Source organism: Streptomyces sp. MAR4 CNX-425 (assembly GCF_048656465.1).
In the GTDB taxonomy this organism is placed as follows: Bacteria; Actinomycetota; Actinomycetes; order Streptomycetales; family Streptomycetaceae; genus Streptomyces.
In genome coordinates, this window is sequence record NZ_JBMDLF010000017.1 from 1 (window position 1) to 22,262 (window position 22,262).

At 72.7% G+C, this 22,262-nt stretch carries 21 protein-coding genes; 7 read left to right on the forward strand and 14 right to left on the reverse strand.

Features of this window, described 5'->3' with window-relative positions:
* From ACHZ99_RS31755 to ACHZ99_RS31765, 3 genes are all read right to left on the reverse strand, one after another.
* Positions 1-2,058 (reverse strand): DNRLRE domain-containing protein (locus ACHZ99_RS31755; RefSeq protein WP_420308297.1); only part of this gene is annotated, 2,058 nt, incomplete at its 3' end.
* A 244-nt stretch (positions 2,059-2,302) separates the two neighbouring features.
* The gene (locus ACHZ99_RS31760) at positions 2,303-2,521 is read right to left on the reverse strand and encodes a DUF397 domain-containing protein (protein WP_420308298.1); all 219 of its coding nucleotides are present in this window, start codon (positions 2,519-2,521) and stop codon (positions 2,303-2,305) included.
* A 1-nt stretch (position 2,522) separates the two neighbouring features.
* The gene (locus tag ACHZ99_RS31765) at positions 2,523-3,386 is read right to left on the reverse strand and encodes a helix-turn-helix domain-containing protein (RefSeq protein WP_420308299.1); all 864 of its coding nucleotides are present in this window, start codon (positions 3,384-3,386) and stop codon (positions 2,523-2,525) included.
* A gap of 190 nt (positions 3,387-3,576) precedes the next feature.
* Between ACHZ99_RS31765 and ACHZ99_RS31770 the strand changes: the two genes are divergently transcribed.
* Positions 3,577-4,047: an ATP-binding protein gene (locus ACHZ99_RS31770; protein WP_420308300.1), complete on the forward strand. Its 471-nt coding sequence runs from the start codon at positions 3,577-3,579 to the stop codon at positions 4,045-4,047.
* 433 nt (positions 4,048-4,480) lie between these two features.
* Here ACHZ99_RS31770 and ACHZ99_RS31775 read toward each other — a convergent pair whose 3' ends face one another.
* From ACHZ99_RS31775 to ACHZ99_RS31790, 4 genes are all read right to left on the reverse strand, one after another.
* Positions 4,481-5,596: a GuaB3 family IMP dehydrogenase-related protein gene (locus ACHZ99_RS31775; RefSeq protein ID WP_420308301.1), complete on the reverse strand. Its 1,116-nt coding sequence runs from the start codon at positions 5,594-5,596 to the stop codon at positions 4,481-4,483.
* A gap of 57 nt (positions 5,597-5,653) precedes the next feature.
* A complete protein-coding gene (guaB, locus tag ACHZ99_RS31780; protein ID WP_420308302.1) occupies positions 5,654-7,162 on the reverse strand; it encodes an IMP dehydrogenase in 1,509 nt (502 codons plus the stop codon).
* Between the two features lie 168 nt (positions 7,163-7,330).
* The gene (locus ACHZ99_RS31785) at positions 7,331-7,933 is read right to left on the reverse strand and encodes a sigma-70 family RNA polymerase sigma factor (protein ID WP_420308303.1); all 603 of its coding nucleotides are present in this window, start codon (positions 7,931-7,933) and stop codon (positions 7,331-7,333) included.
* A gap of 300 nt (positions 7,934-8,233) precedes the next feature.
* Positions 8,234-8,845 (reverse strand): response regulator transcription factor, encoded by a 612-nt coding sequence (locus tag ACHZ99_RS31790; protein ID WP_026276081.1) that lies wholly within the window; start codon positions 8,843-8,845, stop codon positions 8,234-8,236.
* A gap of 434 nt (positions 8,846-9,279) precedes the next feature.
* On the opposite strand from ACHZ99_RS31790, the gene ACHZ99_RS31795 reads away from it, so the two are divergent.
* Positions 9,280-9,582: a WhiB family transcriptional regulator gene (locus tag ACHZ99_RS31795; protein WP_420308304.1), complete on the forward strand. Its 303-nt coding sequence runs from the start codon at positions 9,280-9,282 to the stop codon at positions 9,580-9,582.
* A gap of 9 nt (positions 9,583-9,591) precedes the next feature.
* Here the strand turns inward: ACHZ99_RS31795 and ACHZ99_RS31800 are convergent, their stop codons facing one another.
* Positions 9,592-10,659: a LysR substrate-binding domain-containing protein gene (locus ACHZ99_RS31800; protein ID WP_420308305.1), complete on the reverse strand. Its 1,068-nt coding sequence runs from the start codon at positions 10,657-10,659 to the stop codon at positions 9,592-9,594.
* 115 nt (positions 10,660-10,774) lie between these two features.
* Here ACHZ99_RS31800 and ACHZ99_RS31805 point away from each other — a divergent pair, with 115 nt between their 5' ends.
* The 4 genes from ACHZ99_RS31805 to ACHZ99_RS31820 all read left to right on the forward strand — a co-directional run bounded on the left by ACHZ99_RS31805 (position 10,775) and on the right by ACHZ99_RS31820 (position 15,015).
* Positions 10,775-11,443: an MOSC domain-containing protein gene (locus ACHZ99_RS31805; RefSeq protein WP_420308306.1), complete on the forward strand. Its 669-nt coding sequence runs from the start codon at positions 10,775-10,777 to the stop codon at positions 11,441-11,443.
* A 110-nt stretch (positions 11,444-11,553) separates the two neighbouring features.
* On the forward strand, positions 11,554-13,119 hold the full coding sequence (locus ACHZ99_RS31810) for a multicopper oxidase family protein (RefSeq protein WP_420308307.1): 1,566 nt from the start codon (positions 11,554-11,556) through the stop codon (positions 13,117-13,119).
* Between the two features lie 22 nt (positions 13,120-13,141).
* Entirely contained in the window at positions 13,142-13,915 is a 774-nt protein-coding gene (locus ACHZ99_RS31815) for an SDR family NAD(P)-dependent oxidoreductase (protein ID WP_420308308.1), read from the forward strand.
* 95 nt (positions 13,916-14,010) lie between these two features.
* Complete coding sequence (locus ACHZ99_RS31820) at positions 14,011-15,015, forward strand: aldo/keto reductase (RefSeq protein ID WP_420308309.1); 1,005 nt, start codon at positions 14,011-14,013, stop codon at positions 15,013-15,015.
* Positions 15,016-15,284: 269 nt separating this feature from the next.
* Here the strand turns inward: ACHZ99_RS31820 and groL are convergent, their stop codons facing one another.
* The 4 genes from groL to ACHZ99_RS31840 form a co-directional block, all read right to left on the reverse strand.
* A complete protein-coding gene (gene groL / locus ACHZ99_RS31825; protein WP_420308310.1) occupies positions 15,285-16,910 on the reverse strand; it encodes a chaperonin GroEL in 1,626 nt (541 codons plus the stop codon).
* A 123-nt stretch (positions 16,911-17,033) separates the two neighbouring features.
* Positions 17,034-17,342, reverse strand: coding sequence for a co-chaperone GroES (gene groES, locus ACHZ99_RS31830; RefSeq protein ID WP_027756363.1), 309 nt, complete (start codon positions 17,340-17,342; stop codon positions 17,034-17,036).
* Between the two features lie 235 nt (positions 17,343-17,577).
* Positions 17,578-18,519 (reverse strand): polysaccharide deacetylase family protein, encoded by a 942-nt coding sequence (locus tag ACHZ99_RS31835; RefSeq protein WP_420308311.1) that lies wholly within the window; start codon positions 18,517-18,519, stop codon positions 17,578-17,580.
* Positions 18,516-19,439: a polysaccharide deacetylase family protein gene (locus ACHZ99_RS31840; RefSeq protein WP_420308312.1), complete on the reverse strand. Its 924-nt coding sequence runs from the start codon at positions 19,437-19,439 to the stop codon at positions 18,516-18,518. The genes ACHZ99_RS31835 and ACHZ99_RS31840 overlap by 4 nt, the downstream gene beginning before the upstream one ends.
* 107 nt (positions 19,440-19,546) lie before the next feature.
* On the opposite strand from ACHZ99_RS31840, the gene ACHZ99_RS31845 reads away from it, so the two are divergent.
* Positions 19,547-20,758 (forward strand): THUMP-like domain-containing protein, encoded by a 1,212-nt coding sequence (locus ACHZ99_RS31845; protein ID WP_420308313.1) that lies wholly within the window; start codon positions 19,547-19,549, stop codon positions 20,756-20,758.
* On the opposite strand, the gene ACHZ99_RS31850 is transcribed toward ACHZ99_RS31845, so the two are convergent.
* Together ACHZ99_RS31850 and tsaD are read right to left on the reverse strand one after the other, a co-directional pair.
* Positions 20,721-21,005 carry a hypothetical protein gene (locus ACHZ99_RS31850; protein ID WP_420308314.1) on the reverse strand — a complete coding sequence of 95 codons (285 nt, stop codon included), beginning with the start codon at positions 21,003-21,005 and terminating at the stop codon, positions 20,721-20,723. The genes ACHZ99_RS31845 and ACHZ99_RS31850 overlap by 38 nt on opposite strands.
* Positions 21,002-22,108, reverse strand: a complete 1,107-nt coding sequence (tsaD, locus tag ACHZ99_RS31855; protein WP_420308315.1) for a tRNA (adenosine(37)-N6)-threonylcarbamoyltransferase complex transferase subunit TsaD — start codon at positions 22,106-22,108, stop codon at positions 21,002-21,004. The genes ACHZ99_RS31850 and tsaD overlap by 4 nt, the downstream gene beginning before the upstream one ends.
* Positions 22,109-22,262: the final 154 nt, after the last annotated feature.

A 22,262-nucleotide genomic window follows, 5' to 3' on the forward strand; every position in this document is an offset into this window, starting at 1 on the left:
AAGCGCCGTGCCGATACGGCCGTAGGAGACCGTCAGCCGGGGGATCGTCGAGGTCTCCCCGCCGTAGTAGGTGGCGTCGGAGGACTCATACCGGGGCCCGCCGAGCGCGTCCGGTCCGGTGGGGGTCTCATCCGACGCCTTCAGAATGAAACCGTTGTTGGGCAGGGAGCCGTTGACCCACTCCTGCACCGAGTTCTTCACCGGGAAGTTGTGCCACTCGTTGTACTCCCCCGCCTCCTTCCACACCTCCGCCCGGTTGACCAGCCGCACCGCATCCGCGACAGTCTTCGACCCCGCATCCCCCGTATCGCCCAGCGTGATGCTGCCCGCGGTGCCCTCACCGAACGACATCTGCCCCGAACCCAGGTCCACCCACCTGCCGGACGAACCCCGCTGGTCCACCGTGAACGAACTCGTCCCGCCCCGGTGCGCCACCTCATACGACGCCGCCGGCGCCGCGTCCGAGACCCCCGGCAGATGCACATCCGCCAGATACGTGCCGCTGTCGTGGATCCGCGGCCGCCAGGTGTACGACTCGCCCGTCGCCGCGTTCTGGTTGTAGCGGTAGTCCGACTCGTAACCCGCACCCGCCACCCGGGTCCAGTCGCCCACCCCGGCCGTCCCGGCACGGCCGTCGTCCAACTGCAGCTTCGTCCCCGACAGATCCCCCACCAGCGACTTGGTGTTCTCCCACGTCGCCGACAACTCATCCCACGCACCCGTGGCCTCGTACGCCTGGATCTTCATCTTCTTGCCGCCGGTGGTGTGCGTCTGGTCGAAGTACAGACTCAGCCGCGCCGCATCCACCGTCACCCCCGCCGGGATCTCATCCAGCGGGAACTTGATCAGCGACCGCGCCACCCCCGTCTCGCTGGTGCCCACCGACATGTTCCACGCCGGCGCGAAGTTCACCCCCGGCTGATCGGAGAGCACCATCACGTCCTGCGACTCCGACTCCGACGGCGCAATCGTGATCGTCGGATCGATCCGCACCGGGTACTCACGCTCGTCCGCAGCCAGCCACTTCGCATCCGGCGTGATCGTCAGCTCCCAGCCCTTCCCGTCCCGGGACAGCTTCTGGGTGACCTCCGGGCTCCACGCACGCCCGTACGGAGAGGAAGCGTCCTTGGCCGCATCCGTCATGAACGGCGCCGGGATCACCACCACCGGCGACCGGCGGGTCTCATGGAAGAACGCCACCGACCCGTCCTTACGGCTCTTCGGCGTCAGCCCGTCGGTGACATCCATGGTGAACGTGAACGACACCGGACCCTCCGGGCGCTCGGCCAGGACGATGTCCTCCTTCACCTCCCCCGCACCCACCCGGTACGACAGATCCGCCCCGCCCACCGCGTCCGGGTAGGTGACCGTGTTCTTCTCCACCCGCGGCGTAAGCGGCCCGTCCGCGTCCTTCAGGCCGAACGTCACCGACTGGCCCAGCTCCCCCTCCACCTTCAGCAACCGCCCAGGCGTATCGCCGAAGAAACTCCTGGCCAGGTTGCTGGTGTTGGCGTACGCGAAACCCTTCGCGCCGGTCTTCGTCACCGCGGTGTCGATCGGCTTCCACGAACCGCCACGCGTCTTAAACGACGTCGGCGCCGCCGCCAGCTCCGCCTCAACCCCACCATCCGACAACCGCCAAAACCGCGCCTGAGGCGTCCGCCGCCCGGCCAGCTCCCTCACCCGCTCCGGCGCCGGCTCCGCCTTCCCCGCACCCAGCTTCTCCCGGCTCGCCGGCGCCCGGCTGTCGCTCGACGGCGGCCCGTCGCCCTCCCCCTCACCGTCATCGGTGAACCAGCCGGTGACCGTATTCACCAACCCGCCCACACCCGGCGTGGAACCCGCCGCAAAAGCCGGCTGCGGCAACAGCACCACCATCAACGCCGCCACCACAACCGACGAAACGAACCGCCCCAGCCGAGCCCTCATCCCGCAACCCCTCCACGCCAATCCCACGCACGAACTCGCACACGGAAAACGGCACGCCGAATAACCGGCCGGGCGAATACCCGGCCAGCACAACGCACGTCTCGCATGGGGGGTGCCGCCGATCCTCAACGGACCACAATGCACCTGTCAACCACACACCGATAAGCGAGCAAACAGAGACAAAAAGCACTCAGGCAGCGACACACCGTAACGTGACACACGCCTAGAGCTTCAACACAATCCCCACGTCAACGCCCTACCACCACCCCACCAACAGCCACGCGCCCGCCCCACGCCGAGACCTCTCCCACGGAGGGCGAAAACACGCCAACCACGAGACACAACCCTGCCCAGCCCAGACGACCTACGGACCTCAGAGCTCTCCGGCTATCACGCCGGCCCGGAACGCCGCCCACTCCGCCGCCGTGAACCGCAGCGGCTCTCGCTCCGGGTTCTTCGAGTCACGTACGGCTCGCGCGTCGCCGGGCAGTTCGGCGACTTCCACGCAGTTTTCGCCTGTCTCGCTGAAGGAGGACTTGCGCCAGGCGAGTCCATCGAGGTCGATCTTGTACAGGCTTGTCTTGGCAGTCACGCTAGTGTCCTTCCATGATGGCCTTGACGGCTTGCCGCGATTCCTCGGCGGGGAGCGCTGCCATGGTGACGCGCTCGAAGGCCTGCTCAAAGATCTTCACTTCGTCGGGATCCTCCGCAAACTGGCCGCCACGCAGGTTCTCGGTATTCACGACGGCGGGCCAGGGCGCCGGGAACTCGAAGAGGGTGAAGACGCCGACCATGGCCGGGTTCGGTGCGGTGGTGCTGGGGATGATCTGCACGGTCACGTGCGGAAGCTCGGTCATGTCCAGCAGGTGCAACAGCTGACTGCGCATCAGGCCCGGACGCGAGAGGAACCGCTGACGCAGCGCGGCCTCACCGATCACCGCCCAGAATCGCAAGGGGTCGTCCGGGCGGGTAAGCACCGACTGCCTCGCCTTGCGGATCTCGGCAAGGGCCGTGATCTCCTCCGGAGTCCGGGTGATGGTCGTAGCGGTGATGATCTCACGGGCGTACTCGCCGGTCTGAAAAAGACCGGGGATGATCGCCGGGGTGCAGATGCGCGCACTCACCGCGTCGGACTCGACGCTGATGTAATCCCGGTAGGTCTGCGCGGGAACGTCCCCGTAGGTCTGCCACCAACCTGTCTTCTGGGCGTCCTCAGCAAGCATTGTGAGTGCCGTCACCGTCACACGGTCCACGACACCGTAGCCCGCTAGCAGCGGTTCGACGTCTGCCGGACGGATCCGCCCCTTCGCGTTCTCGATCTTGGACAGCTTCGCGGGATCCCACCCCATCGCCCCCGAGGCTGCCTCCAGGCTGAAATTAGCTTCGGTCCTGAACCTGCGCAATGCGTCGCCCAAACGGCGCCTACGGACCGTCGGGAGCACGCGATAGTTGGCCATTGGGGCAGTTTGACATCGCAATAAGCTCCAAGTCGATGGAACGAATGTGCCACCCTTGAGAGATTTACCTTCAAACTTGAAGATGCGCCCCTCAAGGGTGCATCCTAACCGCGTCAAGGCGCGACCAGCCGTCGAGTCGTACGCGGGCAAAGCCAGTTGGTCGCACACGGAGCCAGGCAAAGGTGCGTTCATGTACCGGATCGACGACCGACCCCTGCCCCAACTACTCCCGTCCGAGCCAGGGTTCTACGCCCGCCACCGCAGCCGCGGGTTCGTCGTCCACTTCAACGCTTCCCCCGCCCGTATGTGCCGCCTGCGCAAGCTCACCACCACCGCGCTGTCCCAGCTCGGGCTTGCCGCCGAGCCGGCCGAGAACGCGCTACTCGTCATCTCCGAGCTGGCCGGGAACTCCATCCGGGCCTGCGGCGACCACGTACCTCTGGTCGTGGAGGTCAACGTCGCCGCGTTCGGGGTGGCGGTCAACGTCCACGACCCGGAGCCCGGGCGGATGCCGCTCCGCAGCGCCGCAGACCTCGATGACCCGGAGGCGGAGTCGGGCCGCGGGCTGGGGCTGGTGGACTTACTGGCCCCGGGGTGGCACGTGGTCCGCTCGCCGATCGGCAAGCAGATCCGCTGCCGCGTACCGGTTCCGGGGAGCTGACCTCTGTTCTCAGATGCCGCGGATTGCGAGACAAGGGCGACTAGTCGGAATTGGGTTGGGTGTCCGCTGACTTGCATGTGGCCGCGGGCGGGGGTTAAGCACTGCGGGTCCGGACCGTACGCGCCGCAGAGGAGCCCGCTCGTGCCGATCCCGCCGCGCCATCGCACGCTGACGGTGGTCCCGGGCTTGGGCGGCGGCGAGGAGAAGTCCGGGACCGCCGCGGCGGTTCGTGAACGCACCCCCCGGCCCCACGGGACTGCCCTCCTGTTCGGGGTCGGGGCGGTGCCCCTCGGCGGCGTCGGGATGAGGCTCTTCCTGTGGATCAGCGGCGGAGACGAGGACGACGGGTTATCGGAGCGGGCCTACGCCGTCACCTACGAGGTGACCGGCTCCGGCGCGTACCGCGCCACCCGCCCCCGGCGTCGCCGCGCGCTCAGCGTGAGCGCGCCACCGTCACCTCGACCCGCTGGAACTCCTTCAGCTCCGAGTACCCCGTCGTCGCCATCGCCCGGCGCAGCGCGCCGAAGAAGTTCATCGAACCGTCCGGCGTGTGCGACGGGCCCAGCAGGACCTCCTCGGTCGTGCCCACCGCGCCCAGGTTCATCACCTTCCCGCGCGGCACGTCCTCGTGGACGGCCTCCATGCCCCAGTGGTGCCCCTGCCCCGGCGCGTCCGTCGCGCGCGCCAGCGGGGAGCCCATCATCACCGCGTCCGCCCCGCACGCCACCGCCTTCGGCAGGTCGCCGGACCAGCCGACGCCGCCGTCCGCGATGACGTGCACGTACCGCCCGCCGGACTCGTCCATGTAGTCCCGGCGGGCCGCCGCGACGTCGGCCACCGCCGTCGCCATCGGCACCTGGATCCCCAGCACGTTGCGCGTGGTGTGGGCCGCGCCGCCGCCGAAGCCGACGAGCACGCCCGCCGCGCCCGTGCGCATCAGGTGCAGCGCCGCCGTGTACGTCGCGCAGCCGCCGACGATGACCGGCACGTCCAGCTCGTAGATGAACTGCTTGAGGTTCAGCGGCTCGGCGGCCGACGAGACGTGCTCCGCCGAGACCGTCGTGCCGCGGATGACGAAGATGTCCACCCCCGCGTCCACGACCACCTTGGAGAACTGCGCCGTGCGCTGCGGCGACAGCGCCGCCGCCGTCACCACGCCGGACTCCCGGACCTCCGCGAGCCGCCGGCCGATCAGCTCCTCCTTGATCGGCTCCGCGTAGACCTGCTGCATCCGCCGCGTCGCGTCGTGCTCGTCGAGCCCGGCGATCTCGGCGAGCAGCGGCTCCGGGTTCTCGTAACGGGTCCACAGCCCTTCGAGGTTGAGCACCCCGAGCCCGCCCAGGCGCCCGATCCTTATGGCCGCCTCCGGGGAGACGACGGAGTCCATCGGGGCGGCGAGGAAGGGCAGCTCGAAGCGGTAGGCGTCGATCTGCCAGGCGATCGAGACCTCCTTCGGGTCCCGGGTGCGCCGGCTCGGCACGATGGCGATGTCGTCGAAGGCGTACGCCTTGCGCCCGCGCTTGCCCCGGCCGATCTCGATCTCAGTCACGGATAGCTGCCCTTTCCAGACGGTTGCTGCCGCCCCAGTATCCCCCGGTCCGTCCGGTCAGCCCTGGCGGGAGTAGTTCGGGGCCTCGGTCGTCATCTGGATGTCGTGCGGGTGGCTCTCCTTCAGTCCCGCGGAGGTGATGCGGACGAACCGGCCGTGGTCCTTCATCTCGGGGACGGTGCGCCCGCCGACGTAGAACATCGACTGCTTCAGCCCGCCGATCAGCTGGTGCACCACGGAGGCGAGCGGGCCGCGGTACGGGACCTGGCCCTCGATGCCCTCGGCGATCAGCTGGTCGTCGCTCTTGACCTCTTCCTGGAAGTAGCGGTCCTTGGAGTACGACTTGCTGCCCCCGCGCGACTGCATCGCGCCCAGCGAGCCCATGCCGCGGTACGACTTGAACTGCTTGCCGTTGATGAACAGCAGCTCGCCCGGCGACTCCTCGCAGCCCGCCAGCAGGCTGCCGAGCATCACCGTGTCCGCGCCGGCGACCAGCGCCTTGGCGATGTCGCCGCTGTACTGGAGGCCGCCGTCGCCGATGACCGGGACGCCGGCGTCGCGGGCCGCGAGCGCGGCCTCGTAGATCGCGGTGACCTGCGGGACGCCGACGCCGGCGACCACGCGGGTGGTGCAGATGGAGCCGGGGCCGACGCCGACCTTGATGCCGTCGACGCCCGCGTCGACGAGCGCCTGGGCGGCGTCGCGGGTGGCGACGTTGCCGGCGACGACGTCGACCGCCGCGTTGTTCGACTTGATCTTGGCGGCCATGTCGGCGACGAGCCGCGAGTGGCCGTGCGCGGTGTCCACGACGATGAAGTCGACGCCCGCCTCGACGAGCGCCTGCGCCCGCTCGTACGCGTCGCCCGCGACGCCGACGGCCGCGCCGACCAGCAGGCGGCCCTCGTCGTCCTTGGCGGCGTTCGGGTACTTCTCGGCCTTCACGAAGTCCTTGACCGTGATGAGGCCCTTGAGCACGTCCCGGTCGTCGACCAGCGGCAGCTTCTCGATCTTGTGCCGGCGCAGCAGCTCCATGGCCTCCGCGCCGGAGATCCCGACCCGGCCGGTGACCAGCGGCATCGGCGTCATGATCGACCGGACCTCGACGCTGCGGTCCGGCTCGAAGGCCATGTCCCGGTTGGTGACGATGCCGACCAGGCGGCCGCCCTCGTCGGTCACCGGCACGCCGCTGATACGGAACCGGCCGCAGAGCGCGTCCGCCTCGGCGAGGGTGGCGTCGGGGCGGATGGTGATCGGGTCGGCGACCATGCCGGACTCGGAGCGCTTGACCTGGTCGACCTTCTTGGCCTGGTCCTCGATGGAGAGGTTGCGGTGCAGCACGCCGACGCCGCCCTGGCGGGCCATGGCGATCGCCATCCGGGACTCGGTGACCCGGTCCATGGCGGCGGAGAGCAGCGGGATGTTCACCCGGACGTTCCGCGACACGTGGCTGGCCGTGTCGATCTCGCCCGGGGCCATGTCGGCGGCGCCGGGCAGCAGCAGCACGTCGTCGAAGGTGAGCCCGATGGTGGCGAACTTGTCAGGGACGTCGGCGGCGCGCTCTGTCATGACACCCTTCCGGTGGGTCTTGCCCGATGGGACTGACCATGGTAACGGCGCGCCGGGCAGGTCCGTAACGGGGCTGGTGACCGGCGCACGCAGGTACGAAGTCCGCCGGCCGGAGGGTCTTCGGACCGTACGGGACGGCGCCGCCGCGCCCGGCCCGGTGCGTACGCCCTACTGGCGCGCCAGCGCGCGCAGCCTGCTCAGCGCCCGGTGCTGCGCCACCCGCACCGCGCCCGGCGTCATCCCGAGGATCCGCCCCGTCTCCTCCGCGCTGAAGCCCGCCGCGACCCGCAGCAGCAGCAGCTCCCGCTGGTTCGCCGGCAGGCTCGCCAGCAGCTGCTTCGCCCACTCCGCGTCGCTGCTCAGCAGCGCCTGCTCCTCGGGCCCCAGCGAGTCGTCCGGCCGCTCCGGCATCTCGTCGGACGGCACGGCGGTGGAGCCGGGGCCGCGCATCGCGGCCCGCTGGAGATCCGCGACCTTGTGCGCGGCGATGGCAAAGACGAACGCCTCGAAGGGGCGGCCGGTGTCGCGGTAGCGCGGGAGCGCGCAGAGCACCGCGATGCAGACCTCCTGGGCGAGATCGTCGACGAAGTGCCGTGCGTCGCCCGGCAACCGGTGCAGCCGCGTGCGAACATAGCGGAGCGCCAGCGGGTGCACGTGAGCCAGCAGATCGTGCGTCGCGCGCTCGTCCCCGCCGGCGGCAAGCTGTACGAGGCCCCTGATCTCGCCCGGCCTTTCGGCCGTCTGGGAAACAGTGGTCTCGTTGCCGCGCATCCGTCCATGGTGCCTCGCCGCCGAACGTTCCGCGGCATCGCGGCCGTCGTTGTAGACCGAAGCGTTATGCGCCACTGCGCGGACAGTCACCACGAGCGCCCTCCCTTCGCCGCCCCGTCCGGGATTCCGCTGTGCCCGATGCGCGTCGTTCCGAAGAACCCATGCCTCAAGCATGCGCCTTCGCGCGCGAAACCGGGCCGCCCCGCGCCCCGCGGCCCCCGCCCGCGGGCCCGCCGCCGGGTGCGGGGCGGGTGTGCAGAGCCGGGGCGGAAAGCCCCGGCGCGGCGGACGCGCGGCAGGTCAGCGTACGAGACCCCAGCGGAACCCGAGCGCCACGGCGTGCGCCCGGTCGGACGCGCCGAGCTTTTTGAAAAGCCGGCGCGCGTGGGTCTTCACGGTGTCCTCGGAGAGGAACAGCTCGCGGCCGATCTCCGCGTTGGACCGCCCGTGGCTCATCCCTTCGAGCACCTGGATCTCGCGCGCCGTGAGCGTCGGCGCGGCGCCCATCTCGGTGGAGCGCAGCCGCCGGGGCGCGAGCCGCCACGTGGGGTCGGCGAGGGCCTGCGTGACGGTGGCCCGCAGCTCGGCGCGGGAGGCGTCCTTGTGCAGGTAGCCGCGGGCGCCGGCGGCGACCGCGAGGGCCACGCCGTCGAGGTCCTCGGCCACGGTCAGCATGATGATCCGCGCTCCCGGGTCGGCGGAGAGCAGCCGGCGCACGGTCTCGACGCCGCCGAGGCCCGGCATCCGTACGTCCATCAGAATCAGGTCCGAACGATCGGCGCCCCAGCGGCGGAGCACTTCCTCGCCGTTAGCCGCCGTCGTCACGCGCTCGACGCCGGGTACGGTCGCGACCGCGCGGCGCAGCGCCTCTCGGGCGAGTGGGGAGTCGTCGCAAACGAGGACGGAAGTCATGGCCGCCCTCCGGAGCTGATGCGCGTCACCTTGAGCCTCCAGGGCTGGTACGTATCGTCACCTTCGGCGGTCGACCGCGCGTCGGGTGCGCCCGGGACGAACGCACTCGCGGTCAACCGCTTCCGCACTCTCAACGACGGTCACCCGAAAGAGTTACGGGGGCTCCCGGCACCTGTTGCGACGGCTGTCGCCACGGGTCGCGACGGGGACGGGGGCCGCACACGGCGCCACTCTACGTGAGGAATCGGTCACAGAGCCGGAACCGGGGAGGAGTCGCGGCGCCGCGCCGCCTCGTGACCCGAATGCACCAATTCATTCCGCTCTGAACAGCTATTTTCCATTTTCCCTATGAGTACTATTTACATCTAGTAAGCCCGGAGAGGTAGTGTCGCGACCGTTAGGGGTCTTCCGCGGCGCTTCCAAGGTGATACAAAATGGCTGATTTCTCCCGTCTGCCGGGACCGAACGCCGACCTGTGGGACTGGCAGCTCGTCGCGGCGTGCCGCGGTGTCGACAGTTCGCTGTTCTTTCACCCGGAAGGGGAGCGGGGTGCCGCCCGCAGCGCGCGGGAAGCATCCGCCAAAGAGGTGTGCATGCGCTGCCCCGTGCGCGCGGAGTGCGCGGCGCACGCGCTGGCGGTGCGTGAGCCGTACGGCGTGTGGGGCGGGCTGACGGAGGACGAGCGCGAGGAACTGCTGGGCCGCGCCCGGCACCGGACGCCCGCGCCCCACAACTGAGCAGGTGCGCTACGGGGACGGCGCCGCGGCCGCCGCGGCGTCCCCGTCCCCGGTGCCCGCCGCGTGCCCGGTGCCCGCCGTGTCCCCGGCGGCCTCCGCAGGTGCGGCGGCCGTCGCCAGGTGGCCGAGCATCGCCGCCACCGCCGGCACCCGCGCCAGGTCCGGCAGCGTCAGCGCCACCACCTCCCGCCGCGCCGCCGGCACCAGCGGCACCGTGGCCACGCCCCGCGGCGGGACCGCGCGCACCGCGAGCCCGGGCAGCACCGCCACCCCCAGCCCGGCGCGGACGAGGCCGACGACGGCGGGGTAGTCGTCGGTCGCGAAGTCGATACGGGGCGCGAAGCCGGCCCGTTCGCACAGCGCCACCAGGTGCCGCCGGCACCGCGGACAGCCCGCGATCACCGGCTCGGCGGCCAGCTCCGCCAGCTCGACCCGGCCGGCGGCCGCGGTTGGGTGGTCCGCCGGCGTCAGGCACAGTAGCCGGTCGATGAGCAGCGGCCGGACGACGAGCCCGTCCCAGTCGTCGCCGGCCGGCCCCCCGGCGCCGCCGCCGTCACCGCCATCGGCCGCGGCGCCGGGGCCGTCCGCCCCGTCCCCGTACCCCGGAGCGCCCGGCTCCGCCGACGGGTAGCGGAACGCCAGCGCGATCTCGCACTCCCCCTCCCGCAGCATCTCCACCGACCGCGGCGGCTCCGCGTCCACCAGCGAGACCCGCGTCCCCGGGTGCGCCGCGCGCATCGCCGCCAGCGCTCCCGGCACGATCGAGGAGCTTCCGCTCGGGAACGACACCAGCCGCACCCGCCCCGCCCGCAGCCCCGCGAGCGCCGCGACCTCGTCCTCCGCCGCGGCCAGCCCCGCGAGGATCCCGCCCGCGTGCCGGACGAGCGCCTCGCCCGCCTCCGTCAGCCGCAGCTCCCGGCCCGCGCGCACGAGCAGCGGCGTGGCCGCGGTCTGCTCCAGCGCCTTCATCTGCTGGCTGACGGCGGGCTGGGTCAGGCCGAGTTCGCGGGCGGCGGCGGAGTACGAGCCGGCCGCGGCCACGGCCCGGAGAACGCGCAGGTGGCGGGCGTCGAACATGCCCCAAGCCTAGGACCCGCGCCGCACGCCTCCCGCCTGCTGCCTCCCGCCCCGCCACCCGCGAAGATCGGAAAGTGCTTTGAGCGCTGTCGGAGCGGCCGGTTACCGTCGAGGCATGCAGGTGCTCTCCGTGAACCTCGCCCGTCCGCAGACCGCCCCCGGCCTCACCGACGCCCCCGGCTTCGTCACCGGCATCGACAAGCGGCCGGCCGACGGCCCCGTCCGCGTCGAGGAGCCCGGCCCCGCAGGCGTCGGCGGCAGCGGCGTCGCGGGCGACGTCATCGGCGACCTGCGGCACCACGGCGGGACGCACCAGGCGGTGTACGCGTTCGCGCGCGAAGACCTCGACATCTGGGCCGCCGAGCTCGGCCGCGAGCTGCCCAACGGCGTCTTCGGTGAGAACCTGACCACCGCCGGCGTCGACGTCTGCGGCGCGCGGATCGGCGAGCGCTGGCGGATCGGCCCCGACCTGCTCCTGGAGGTCAGCAGCTCGCGCATCCCGTGCCGTACGTTCGCCGGCTGGCTCGGCGAGCAGGGCTGGGTCAAGCGCTTCACGCAGGCGGCCCGCCCCGGCGCGTACCTGCGCGTGATCGAGCCCGGCGAGATACGCGCGGGGGACGAGGTCCGCGTCGAGCACCGCCCGGACCACGAGGTGACGGCCGCCTTCTGGTTCCGCGCGAGCACCCTGGAGCGCGAGCTGCTGCCCCGGCTCCTCGCCGCCGCCGACGCGCTGCATCCGGAGTCGCTGGAGAAGGCCCGCAAGGCGGCCGCCCGGCAGTCCTGACCCGGCCGCACCTCGGGGGTCCCCCCGAGATCACCCTCGGGGTCGCCTCCGGGGCGGACCCGTGCGATTCCCGATGCCCCCGGGGCCCACCCGTCAGAAAAATCTGACACATGACGAAGACGCATACACGGCGGCGGCTCAAGCGCGTCCTCCTCGCGCTGACCGCCGTGGGGGGCACGGTGGCGGGCGTGGCCGTCGGCACCGGCATCTGGTTCTACACCGGCGCCGACATCTCCACGGTCGGCAAGGTCGACTTCGCCAACGAGCTGCGGATACCGCCGCTGGAGGAGGGCGAGGTGCGGCCGGACGGCACCCGGGTGTTCCAGCTCGGGATGCGCGCGGGCGAGACGGAGTTCAGACCCGGGCAGCCCACCCCGACCTGGGGGTTCACCAGCCCCCGGACGGCCGCCGCCGGGGACTGGCCCGGTACGTACCTCGGCCCGACGCTGCGCGCCGAACGGGGCGACAAGGTCCGCGTCGAGGTCGAGAACGGGCTCGACGAACCCTCCACCGTCCACTGGCACGGCATGCACCTGCCGGCCGCCATGGACGGCGGCCCGCACCAGATGGTCGCGGCCGGCGGCGACTGGCGGCCGCACTGGACCGTCGACCAGCCCGCCGCCACCCTCTGGTACCACCCGCACCCGCACGGCGAGACCGAGAAGCACGTGCAGCGCGGACTCGCCGGGATGTTCCTCGTGGACGACGCGCCCACGCGGGACCTCCCCCTCCCCGACGAGTACGGCGTGAACGACCTGCCCGTCGTCGTCCAGGACGTCCGCTTCGACGGCTCCCGCCTCGACCACGGCCACCGGATGATGCGGAACACCGGCTTCCTGGGGGACGAGACGATGGTCAACGGCACCCTCGCCCCGTATCAGCGGGTACGCGACGAACTCGTCCGGCTGCGGCTGCTCAACGCCTCCACCGCCCGCGTCTACGACTTCGGCTTCGCCGACGACCGCGCCTTCGACCTGATCGGCACCGACGGCGGCCTGCTCGGCGCACCGCACCGCACCGACCGCGTCCTGCTCTCCCCCGGCGAACGCGCCGAGATCCTGGTGCGGATGCGGCCCGGCGAGCGGACCGTACTGCGCAGCCACCCGCCCGGCGGCGGCGACTTCTGGCAGTCCCGCTTCTCCGGCGGCGACGACTCCTTCGACGTGCTGGAGCTGCGGGCCGCGGACACCCTGCGCCCCGCGCCCGAGGTGCCCGCGCGGCTCGTCGACGTCGAGCTCCCCGACCCGGCCGACGCCTCCCGCGAACGCGGCTTCGACCTGCGGATGAGCGGGATCAACGGCGTCCCGATGGCGATGGACCGCATCGACGCCACCGTCGAGCGCGGCGCCACCGAGGTCTGGACCCTGCGCAACGGTGACGGCGTCACGCACAACTTCCACGTCCACGACGTGCAGTTCCGCGTGCTGGAAGTGGACGGCGCGCCGCCGCCGCCCGAGCTGCGCGGGCGGAAGGACACCGTCTACGTACCGGACGGCCGGGAAGTGAAGATCGTCCTGCGCTTCGACGGACCGCCCGACCCCGACGTGCCGTACATGTACCACTGCCATCTGCTGAGCCACGAGGACGGCGGGATGATGGGGCAGTTCGTCGTCGTGGAGCCGGGCGGGAAGGCAGGCCGGCCCCCGGGAGATGCCGAAGGTCATTCCGGACACTGAGCGGGCCCGCTAGCGTGCGGGCATGACGACTGCGCTGATTACGGGATCGACGGCCGGCCTCGGCGCCGCCTTCGCGCGCCGCCTGGCCGCCTCCGGGCACGACCTGGTGCTCGTCGCCAGAACGGCCGACCGGCTGCACGAGCAGGCCGCCGAGCTGCACGAGCGGCACGGCGTCGAGGCGTCGGCGCTGCCCGCGGACCTGGCCGCGGAAGAGGGCCTCGCGGCGGTGGAGGAGCGCCTCGGCGACCCCGGCCGGCCGGTCGACCTGCTGGTCAACAACGCGGGCTTCGGACTCAAGGGGCGCTTCCTCCAGGTGCCGGTCGCCGACGAGCTGACGATGCTGAAGGTGCACTGCGAGGCGGTGCTGCGGCTGACGACGGCCGCGGCGGCGGCGATGCGGGAGCGGAAGCGGGGCGCGGTGCTCAACGTCGCGTCGTCGGCGGCGTTCGTGCCGCGCGGGACGTACGGGGCGAGCAAGGCGTGGGTCGTGCAGTTCACGCAGGGCGTGGCGCGGGACCTGGCGGGCAGCGGGGTGCGGCTGATGGTGCTGTGCCCGGGGTTCATCCGGACGGAGTTCCACGAGCGGGCGGGGATGGCGACGGACAACATCCCGGGCTGGATGTGGCTCGACGCGGACCGGGTGGCGGCGGAGGGGCTGCGGGACCTGCGGCGGGGGCGGACGCTGTCGATCCCGGACCCGCGGTACAAGGCGCTGCTGGGGGCGGCGAAGCTGGTGCCGCGGGGGCTGCTGGGCCGGGTCTCGTCGGGCGCGGGCCGGAAGTACGGCCCCCGGTAGCGGCCGGGGGCGGCCGGACGGGCGCCCGGCCGGCGGAGCGAGACGGTACGTTCGTTGACCGGCCTACGCCCCGCACGCAGGAAGAGAGCCGCCGTATGCGTACCCCCCGCATCCGTACCCAACGACTCGGCACCACCGGCGTCGACGTCACCGAACTCGGCTTCGGGGGCGGCCCGCTGGGCGGCCTGTTCGCGCCGCTGGACGACGCCACCGCCGCGGAGGCCCTGACCGCTGCCTGGGACGGCGGCATCCGCTACTACGACACCTCCCCGCACTACGGCATCGGCCACTCCGAGCGCCGCATCGGCGACCTGCTGCGCGGCAAGCCCCGGACGGAGTTCACGCTGTCGACGAAGGTCGGCCGGCTGCTCGTGCCCCAGGACCCGGCCGGGCGCATGGACGAGGGCTTCGCCGTGCCGGCCACCCACCGCCGGGTGTGGGACTTCTCCCGCGACGGCGTCCGGCGCAGCGTCGAGGACTCCCTCGCCCGCATCGGCGTGGACCGGATCGACGTGCTGTACCTGCACGACGCCGAGGAGCACTTCGAGGACGCGCTGCGGCACGGCTACCCGGCGCTGGCCGAGCTGCGCGCCGAGGGCGTGGTCGGCGCGATCGGCGCGGGCATGTACCACCCGGGCAAGCTGACCCGCCTGGTGCGGGAGACCGACGCGGACGTGGTGATGCTCTCCGGCCGCTACACGCTGCTGGACCACAGCGCGCTGGACGAGCTGCTGCCCGCCTGTGCCGAGCGCGGGGTCGCCGTCCTGGCGGCCTCCGTCTTCAACTCCGGCCTGCTGGCGACCGGCCGCCCGGAGCCCGGGGCCCGCTTCGACTACGTCCCCGCCGCGCCGGAGCTGCTGCGCCGGGTACACCGGATCGCGGACGTGTGCGAGGCGCACGGCGTGACGGTCCCGCAGGCGGCCATGGCCTTCCCGCTGCTGCACCCCGTCGTCGCCGGCGTCGTGGTCGGCATGCGCGGCGCGGACGAGGTGCGGGACAACCTCACCGCGTTCGGCGTGGAGATCCCGGCCGGCGTGTGGTCCGACCTGCGCGCGGAGGGTCTGCTCGACGAGCGCGCCCCGACGACGGGCGCACCGTGACGGGGGCCGGGAGGTTCCCCGGCCCCGCCCCTTCCCGAAACCCGGGGGCCCCGCCCCCGGGGCCCCCGTGCCGCGCGGCTCCGCCGCGGCGGGTTCCCGGCCGTACCCCGGCGGCTCGGACCGGACGGACCGCTGCCCCGCCCGCGGGCCGCACGAGCCGCACCCCGCACGCCGCAGGGCCCCGCTCCCGTACGTGCCCGTACGGTGGCGGGGCCCTGCGGTGTGCACAGCCCGGGGGACGGCGAACCCGCCGCCCCGACCGGAGTCGGTCAGTGCGCGTGGCCGTGGCCGTGGCCGCCGCCCTGGTCCTCCTCCGGCTCCGGCTTCTCCACCACGGCGCTCTCCGTGGTCAGCAGCAGCGACGCGATCGACGCCGCGTTCTCCAGCGCCGAGCGGGTCACCTTCACCGGGTCGATGACGCCGGCCTTCACCAGGTCCCCGTACTCGCCGGTCGCGGCGTTGAAGCCCTGGCCGGACGTCAGCTCGGCGACCTTGGAGGTGATGACGTACCCCTCCAGGCCCGCGTTCTCCGCGATCCACCGCAGCGGCTCGACCGCCGCGCGGCGCACGACCGCGACGCCGGTGGCCTCGTCGCCGGTGCGGTCCAGGCTGCCCTCCAGCGCCTTCGCGGCGTGCACGAGCGCCGAGCCGCCGCCGGAGACGATGCCCTCCTCGACCGCCGCGCGGGTGGCGGAGATGGCGTCCTCCAGGCGGTGCTTCTTCTCCTTCAGCTCGACCTCGGTGGCCGCGCCGACGCGGATGACGCACACGCCGCCGGCCAGCTTGGCCAGCCGCTCCTGGAGCTTCTCGCGGTCCCAGTCGGAGTCCGTGGCCTCGATCTCGGCCTTGATCTGCGCGACCCGGCCGGCGACCTCGTCGGACTTGCCGGCGCCGTCGACGATCGTCGTGTCGTCCTTGGTGATGACCACGCGGCGCGCGGTGCCCAGGACCTCCAGGCCCACCTGGTCGAGCTTGAGGCCGACCTCCTCGGAGACCACGGTGCCGCCCGTCAGGGTGGCCATGTCGCCGAGCATCGCCTTGCGGCGGTCGCCGAAGCCGGGGGCCTTGACCGCGACGGAGTTGAAGGTGCCGCGGATCTTGTTGACGACGAGGGTGGACAGCGCCTCGCCCTCGACGTCCTCGGCGACGATCAGCAGCGGCTTCGACGAGCCGGCCTGCATGACCTTCTCCAGCAGCGGCAGCAGGTCCTGGATGGAGGAGATCTTGCCCTGGGTGATCAGGATGTACGGGTCCTCCAGCACCGCCTCCATGCGGTCCTGGTCGGTCACCATGTAGTGGGACAGGTAGCCCTTGTCGAAGGCCATGCCCTCGGTGAAGTCCAGCTCCAGGCCGAAGGTGTTGGACTCCTCGACGGTGATGACGCCGTCCTTGCCGACCTTGTCCATGGCCTCGCCGATGAGCTGGCCGACCTGCTCGTCCTGGGCGGAGAGCGCGGCGACCGCGGCGATGTCGGACTTGGAGTCGATCGGGCTGGCGGCCTTCAGCAGCTCGTCGGAGACGGCCGCGACGGCGGCGTCGATGCCGCGCTTGAGCGCGGCGGGGGAGGCCCCGGCGGCGACGTTGCGCAGGCCCTCGCGGACGAGCGCCTGGGCCAGCACGGTGGCGGTGGTGGTGCCGTCGCCCGCGATGTCGTTGGTCTTGGTCGCCACCTCCTTCACCAGCTGGGCGCCGAGGTTCTCGTAGGGGTCCTCGACCTCGATCTCACGGGCGATGGTCACGCCGTCGTTGGTGATGGTCGGGGCGCCGAACTTCTTGTCGATGACGACGTTGCGGCCCTTGGGGCCGATCGTCACCTTCACGGTGTCGGCGAGCTTGTCCACGCCGCGCTCCAGAGCGCGGCGGGCGTCCTCGTCGAACTTCAGAGTCTTCGCCATGAAACGTGGATCCTCTCAAAGGGCGCGTAGGGAGCGCCGACGCCCCGGCCCGTTTCGATATGTCCTGCTCGGCGAACGGATCCGGGGCGCGGCCTGGGGTGCTGAAGAAGCGGGTGCGCCCCGTTACTTCTCGATGATCGCGAGCACGTCGCGGGCCGAGAGGACGAGGTAGTCCTCGTTGTTGTACTTCACCTCGGTGCCGCCGTACTTGCTGTAGAGAACGACGTCGCCGACGGAGACGTCGAGCGGCAGGCGGTTGCCGTCCTCGAAGCGGCCCGGGCCGACGGCCAGGACGACGCCCTCCTGGGGCTTCTCCTTGGCGGTGTCCGGGATGACCAGGCCCGAAGCCGTGGTCTCCTCGGCTTCGAGCGTCTGGACCACGATGCGGTCCTCAAGCGGCTTGATGGCAACCTTGGTGCTGGCGGTCGTCACGATCCGACCTCCCCCTTCGGAGATCTCGCGGGGTTGAATGTCTGGGGTGGCGACCCAGGAGGACCCGTCGTCGCGGGTGCCGGATCCGCCTCGTCGCTGTGTTGGCACTCTCCCTCGGGGAGTGCCAGAGCCGAGGTTATGCCGCCCTTTAGCACTCGGTCAAGCCGAGTGCCAGATTGCCGCCCGCGTCGCCGCCCCCGCACCCGTACGGCCGTACGAAACCCGCACGGCCGTGTCACATGTAGTCCTCCAGCCGGGCCACCGTGAAGCCCTGCCGCTGGACCTCCCGCAGCAGCTCCGCCACCACGTCCGTCATCGTCCGCCCGCCCTGCTGCCCCGGTCCGCGGAAGTGCGCCAGCACGATGTCGCCGGGGCGCAGCCGGTCGCCGCTGCGGTACTCCAGCCCGCTCGCCTTCAGCTCGACCCGCCACATCGGCATGGCCCGTACGCCGCAGGAGGCGGCGGCCTTCAGCGTCGCCGCGTCGTACTCGCCGTAGGGCGGGCGGAAGAGCGTCGGGCGGACGCCGAAGCGGTCCGCGACGCGCCGCTGCTGGCCGCAGATCTGGCGGCGCTGCGCGGCGTACGGCAGGGAGGTGAGGTCGGGGTGGGTGAGGGTGTGGCCGTGCACGGAGTTGCCGAGCCGGCGCAGCTCCTCGAAGTACCCGTAGTCCTCGCCCGCGCCTCCCCTGACCGAGGAGTCGGCGAGGAACATGCTGAACGGCAGCCCCAGGTCGGCCGCCATGTCGATCAGCTCCGGGTCCTTCTCCGTGCCGTCGTCGATGGTGAGGAAGACGACCTTGTCGCGCGTCGGCACCCGGTCGACCACGGCCGGCAGCCCGGTGTCCGCGGGGTGCACCGGACGGCTCGCGGGCGGCTCCGGCGGCGGGTCGAGGGGGCGGTCGAGGCCCCAGCGGCGGTACGCCCCGGGGGCGGCGGCGCGGCCGGCGCCGGCGGCCGCCTCCTTGCCGCCGCCGGGCAGCGCGCGGGGCGTACGGCCCTCGCCGGCCGCCCGCGGCTTGCCGTCGTGCCGCCGGTCCCCCGCGGAGTCGCCGGTGGTCTCCGGGAACCACTCCTCCGGCGGCCTAGCGGCGTCCGCGCAGGCGGTGAGCGCCAGCAGGCAGGCGGCGGCTATCGCGGCGGCGGACGACCGCCGCCGGCCGGCGCGGCTGCGCCTCATACGTAGTCCTCCAAACGGGCGACGGCGAAGCCCTCGGCTCTCGCCTTACGGAGCACCGTACGGACGACATCGGCCATCGTGCCGCCGAATTCGGAAGGGCCTTCGAAGTGGGTGAGAACGATATCGCCGGGGTGGAAGTCGGTGTCACCGCGGGAGTACGTCCAGCGCCCCGGGAACGCCTCCTGCTGCCACAGCGGCACGACGTCGGCGCCGCAGTCCTTCGCGGCGCGCAGGGTGTCGCCGTTGTAGTTGCCGTAGGGCGGGCGGAAGATCCGCGGCGCGGTGCCCATCTCGCGTTTCAGGACGCGCTGCTGGCCGCAGATCTCCGCGCGCTGCTCGGCGTAGGTCAGCTCGCGCAGGTCGGGGTGGCGGAGGGTGTGGTTGTTGATGGTGGTGCCGAGGTCGCGGAGGGCGCGGAAGTAGGCGTAGTCGTCGCGCGCCGCCGCGTCGGTGAGGAAGGCGCTGACGGGGACGTCGAGTTCGCGCAGCATGCGCAGCAGCTCGGGGTCCTTGCGGTAGCCGTCGTCGATGGTCAGGAAGATGACCCGGTCGTCGGTCGGGACCCGGGTGATGACGGGCGGCAGGCCGGCGCCGCCGCCCTCGGTCCCGAAGCCGGGTTCGGTGGTGAGCGCGGGCTTGGTGCGCGGCGGGGCGGGCGGCAGCAGCGGGGCGGCGTCCAGGCCCCAGACGCGGGCGGCGGCGAGCCGCCGGGCGTGGGCGCGCTGCTGGTGCCGCGCGGTGGCGGCGAGCGCGCGGGCGGGCGCGGCGGCGGGGGCGCCGGCGGCGGCGGGCTTGGCGTCCTCGTGGGAGGGGGTGAGGGGGCGGGGGTGCCCGGCGGTTTCGTGGGAGCAGGCGGAGGCGAGGAGGGAGGCGGCGGACAGGGCGAGAAGGCCCGCACGGAGAGCTGCGCGTGGAATCATTTTATCCTTTTGTCGTATTAGTTTGGTACATCCGCATCCTCCCAGTACGGAACGGGGGGTCGCGCCGCCACGCCGCACGCTCCTCCGGCCGGCGGAACAATGGGCCCATGCACGACCCCCTCGCCCCCCTCCTCACCCCCGCCGGCCAGGCACTCCTCGCCGAGCTGCGCGACCACGACCCCGCCGACGAACTGGCCCTCGCCACCCGGCTCCGCCGCGACCACCCCGCCGCGCTGGTCTCCGCCGCGCTCGGGCAGGCCCGGCTGCGGCAGCGGGCGGCGGCGAAGTTCGGCGCGGCGGACGCGGCGCGGATGTACTTCACCCCCGACGGCGTCGAGCAGGCGACCCGTACGGCGGTGGCGGCCCACCGCGCGGCCCGGTTCGCGGCGCTCGGCGTCACCCGGGTGGCCGACCTGTGCTGCGGTATCGGCGGCGACGCGGTGGCGCTGGCGCGGGCCGGGATCGCCGTGCTCGCCGTCGACCGGGACCCGGCGGCGGCCGCCGCCGCCCGGGCCAACGCGGCGGCGCTGGGGCTGGCGGAGCTGATCGAGGTGCGGTGCGCGGAGGTGGGGGACGTGGACATCTCCGGGTACGACGCGGTATTCGTCGATCCGGCCCGCCGGATCGGAGGGGGTGCTCCGGCCCGCCGGGTCGGCGGCGGACGCGGGCGCATCTTCGACCCCGAGGCGTACTCCCCGCCGCTCTCCTGGGCCGTCGAGGTCGCCGGCCGCGTCTCGCACGCCGCGCTGAAGGTCGCCCCCGGCATCCCGCACGAGGCCGTGCCGGACGCCGCCGAGGCGGAGTGGGTCTCCGACGCCGGCGACGTGAAGGAGGCCGTGCTCTGGTTCGGCACCGAGCCGGGCGCCCGGCGCGCGACCCTCCTGCCCGCCGACGTCACCCTCACCGGCCGCGGCCTGCCCGACCCGGCGCCCGGCCCCGTCGGGCGCTATCTGTACGAGCCGGACGGCGCCGTCATCCGCGCGCACCTCGTCGCCGAGGTGGCGGCGCAGGTCGGCGGGCGGCTGCTGGACCCGACCATCGCCTACGTCACGGCCGACGACCCGGCGCCGACCCCGTACGCCACCGCGTACGAGATCACCGACACGCTCCCGTTCGGCGTCAAGAAGCTCCGCGCGCTGCTGCGCGAACGCGGCGTCGGCAGCGTCACCGTCAAGAAGCGCGGCTCCGCCGTGGAGCCCGCGGAGCTGCGGCGGAAGCTGAAGCTCAGCGGCCCGCCCGCGGTGTCCTGCACCGTCTTCCTGACCCGCGTCGCCGGCGCCCCTACGGTGCTGCTGGGCCGTCCGGCCCCAGCGACGTGAACCGCCACCGGTGCGCGGGCCGCGCCAGCAGGCCGCCGTCGCCGGGGGCGGGCAGCTCGGGCAGCTCCGCGTCGTAGGGCGCGTCCCACCACGTGATGACCAGCACCCGCTCGCCGGGCGCGGTGAACGTCTCGCGGCGCAGCGGCCCGGCGGCCCCGGCGGCCAGGCGCTGCGCACGCGCCCAGGCCAGCAGCTCGTCCGCCCGGCCGGGCGCCGCCTTCGCCTCCCACATCAGCGCGACCGTCATGAGTAGAGGTTGTCCTTCGCCAGCTCGTGCACGTGGTCGTGGTCGTGGCCGTGGGCGCCGTGCCCCGGTACGTGCGTCTCCGTCACCGGCAGCGACGAGTCCGCCGACAGCTCCCAGTCCGACGCCGCCCGCCCCCGCGCCACCATCTCCGCGCCCAGCGCCGCGACCATCGCGCCGTTGTCCGTACAGAGCTTCATCCGCGGCACCCGCAGCACGATCCCCGCGTCCTCGCAGCGCCGCTCCGCCATCGCCCGCAGCCGCGAGTTCGCCGCCACGCCGCCGCCGATCATCAGGTGGCCGACGCCGCTGTCCCGGCAGGCCCGTACCGCCTTGCGCGTCAGCACGTCCGCCACCGACTCCTGGAACGACGCCGCCACGTCCGCCACCGGCACCTCCTCCCCCGCCGCGCGCCGGGCCTCCACCCAGCGGGCGACGGACGTCTTCAGCCCGGAGAAGGAGAAGTCGTACAGCGGGTCCCGCGGCCCCGTCAGCCCGCGCGGGAAGCGGATCGCGGCCGGGTCGCCCTCGCGCGCGGCCCGGTCGATGTACGGGCCGCCGGGGAAGCCGAGCCCGAGCACCCGGGCGACCTTGTCGAACGCCTCGCCCGCCGCGTCGTCGATGGTCGCGCCGAGCGGGCGCACGTCGGCGGTGATGTCGGCGGACACCAGCAGCGAGGAGTGCCCTCCGGACACGAGCAGGGCCATCGTCGGCTCCGGCAGCGGGCCGTGTTCGAGCTGGTCGACGGCGATGTGCGAGGCCAGGTGGTTGACGCCGTAGAGCGGCTTGCCGAGCGCGTACGCGTACGCCTTGGCCGCCGCCACCCCGACCAGCAGCGCCCCGGACAGCCCCGGGCCCGCCGTCACCGCGACCGCGTCCAGGTCGCGGGCCGCGACCCCGGCGTCGCGCAGCGCCCGCTCGATGGTCGGCACCATCGCCTCCAGGTGCGCCCGGCTGGCCACCTCGGGCACCACGCCGCCGAAGCGGGCGTGCGCGTCGACGCTGGACGCGACGGCGTCGGCGAGCAGCGTGTGGCCGCGGACGATCCCGACGCCGGTCTCGTCGCAGGACGTCTCGATGCCGAGCACCAGGGGTTCGTCAGCCATGGGGGCTTTCACCGGGTGTCCTTCGAAGATGCCCCGTCCTTTGGGGCGGGGAGGAATCGACGATCCCACGTGGCGGGGCGGGACCCCCAGGGTGAAAGACCGTGCTTGTACCTCAACTTGTCCTCCCTGACCGGAAGCTCATAGGTTGTTCTGC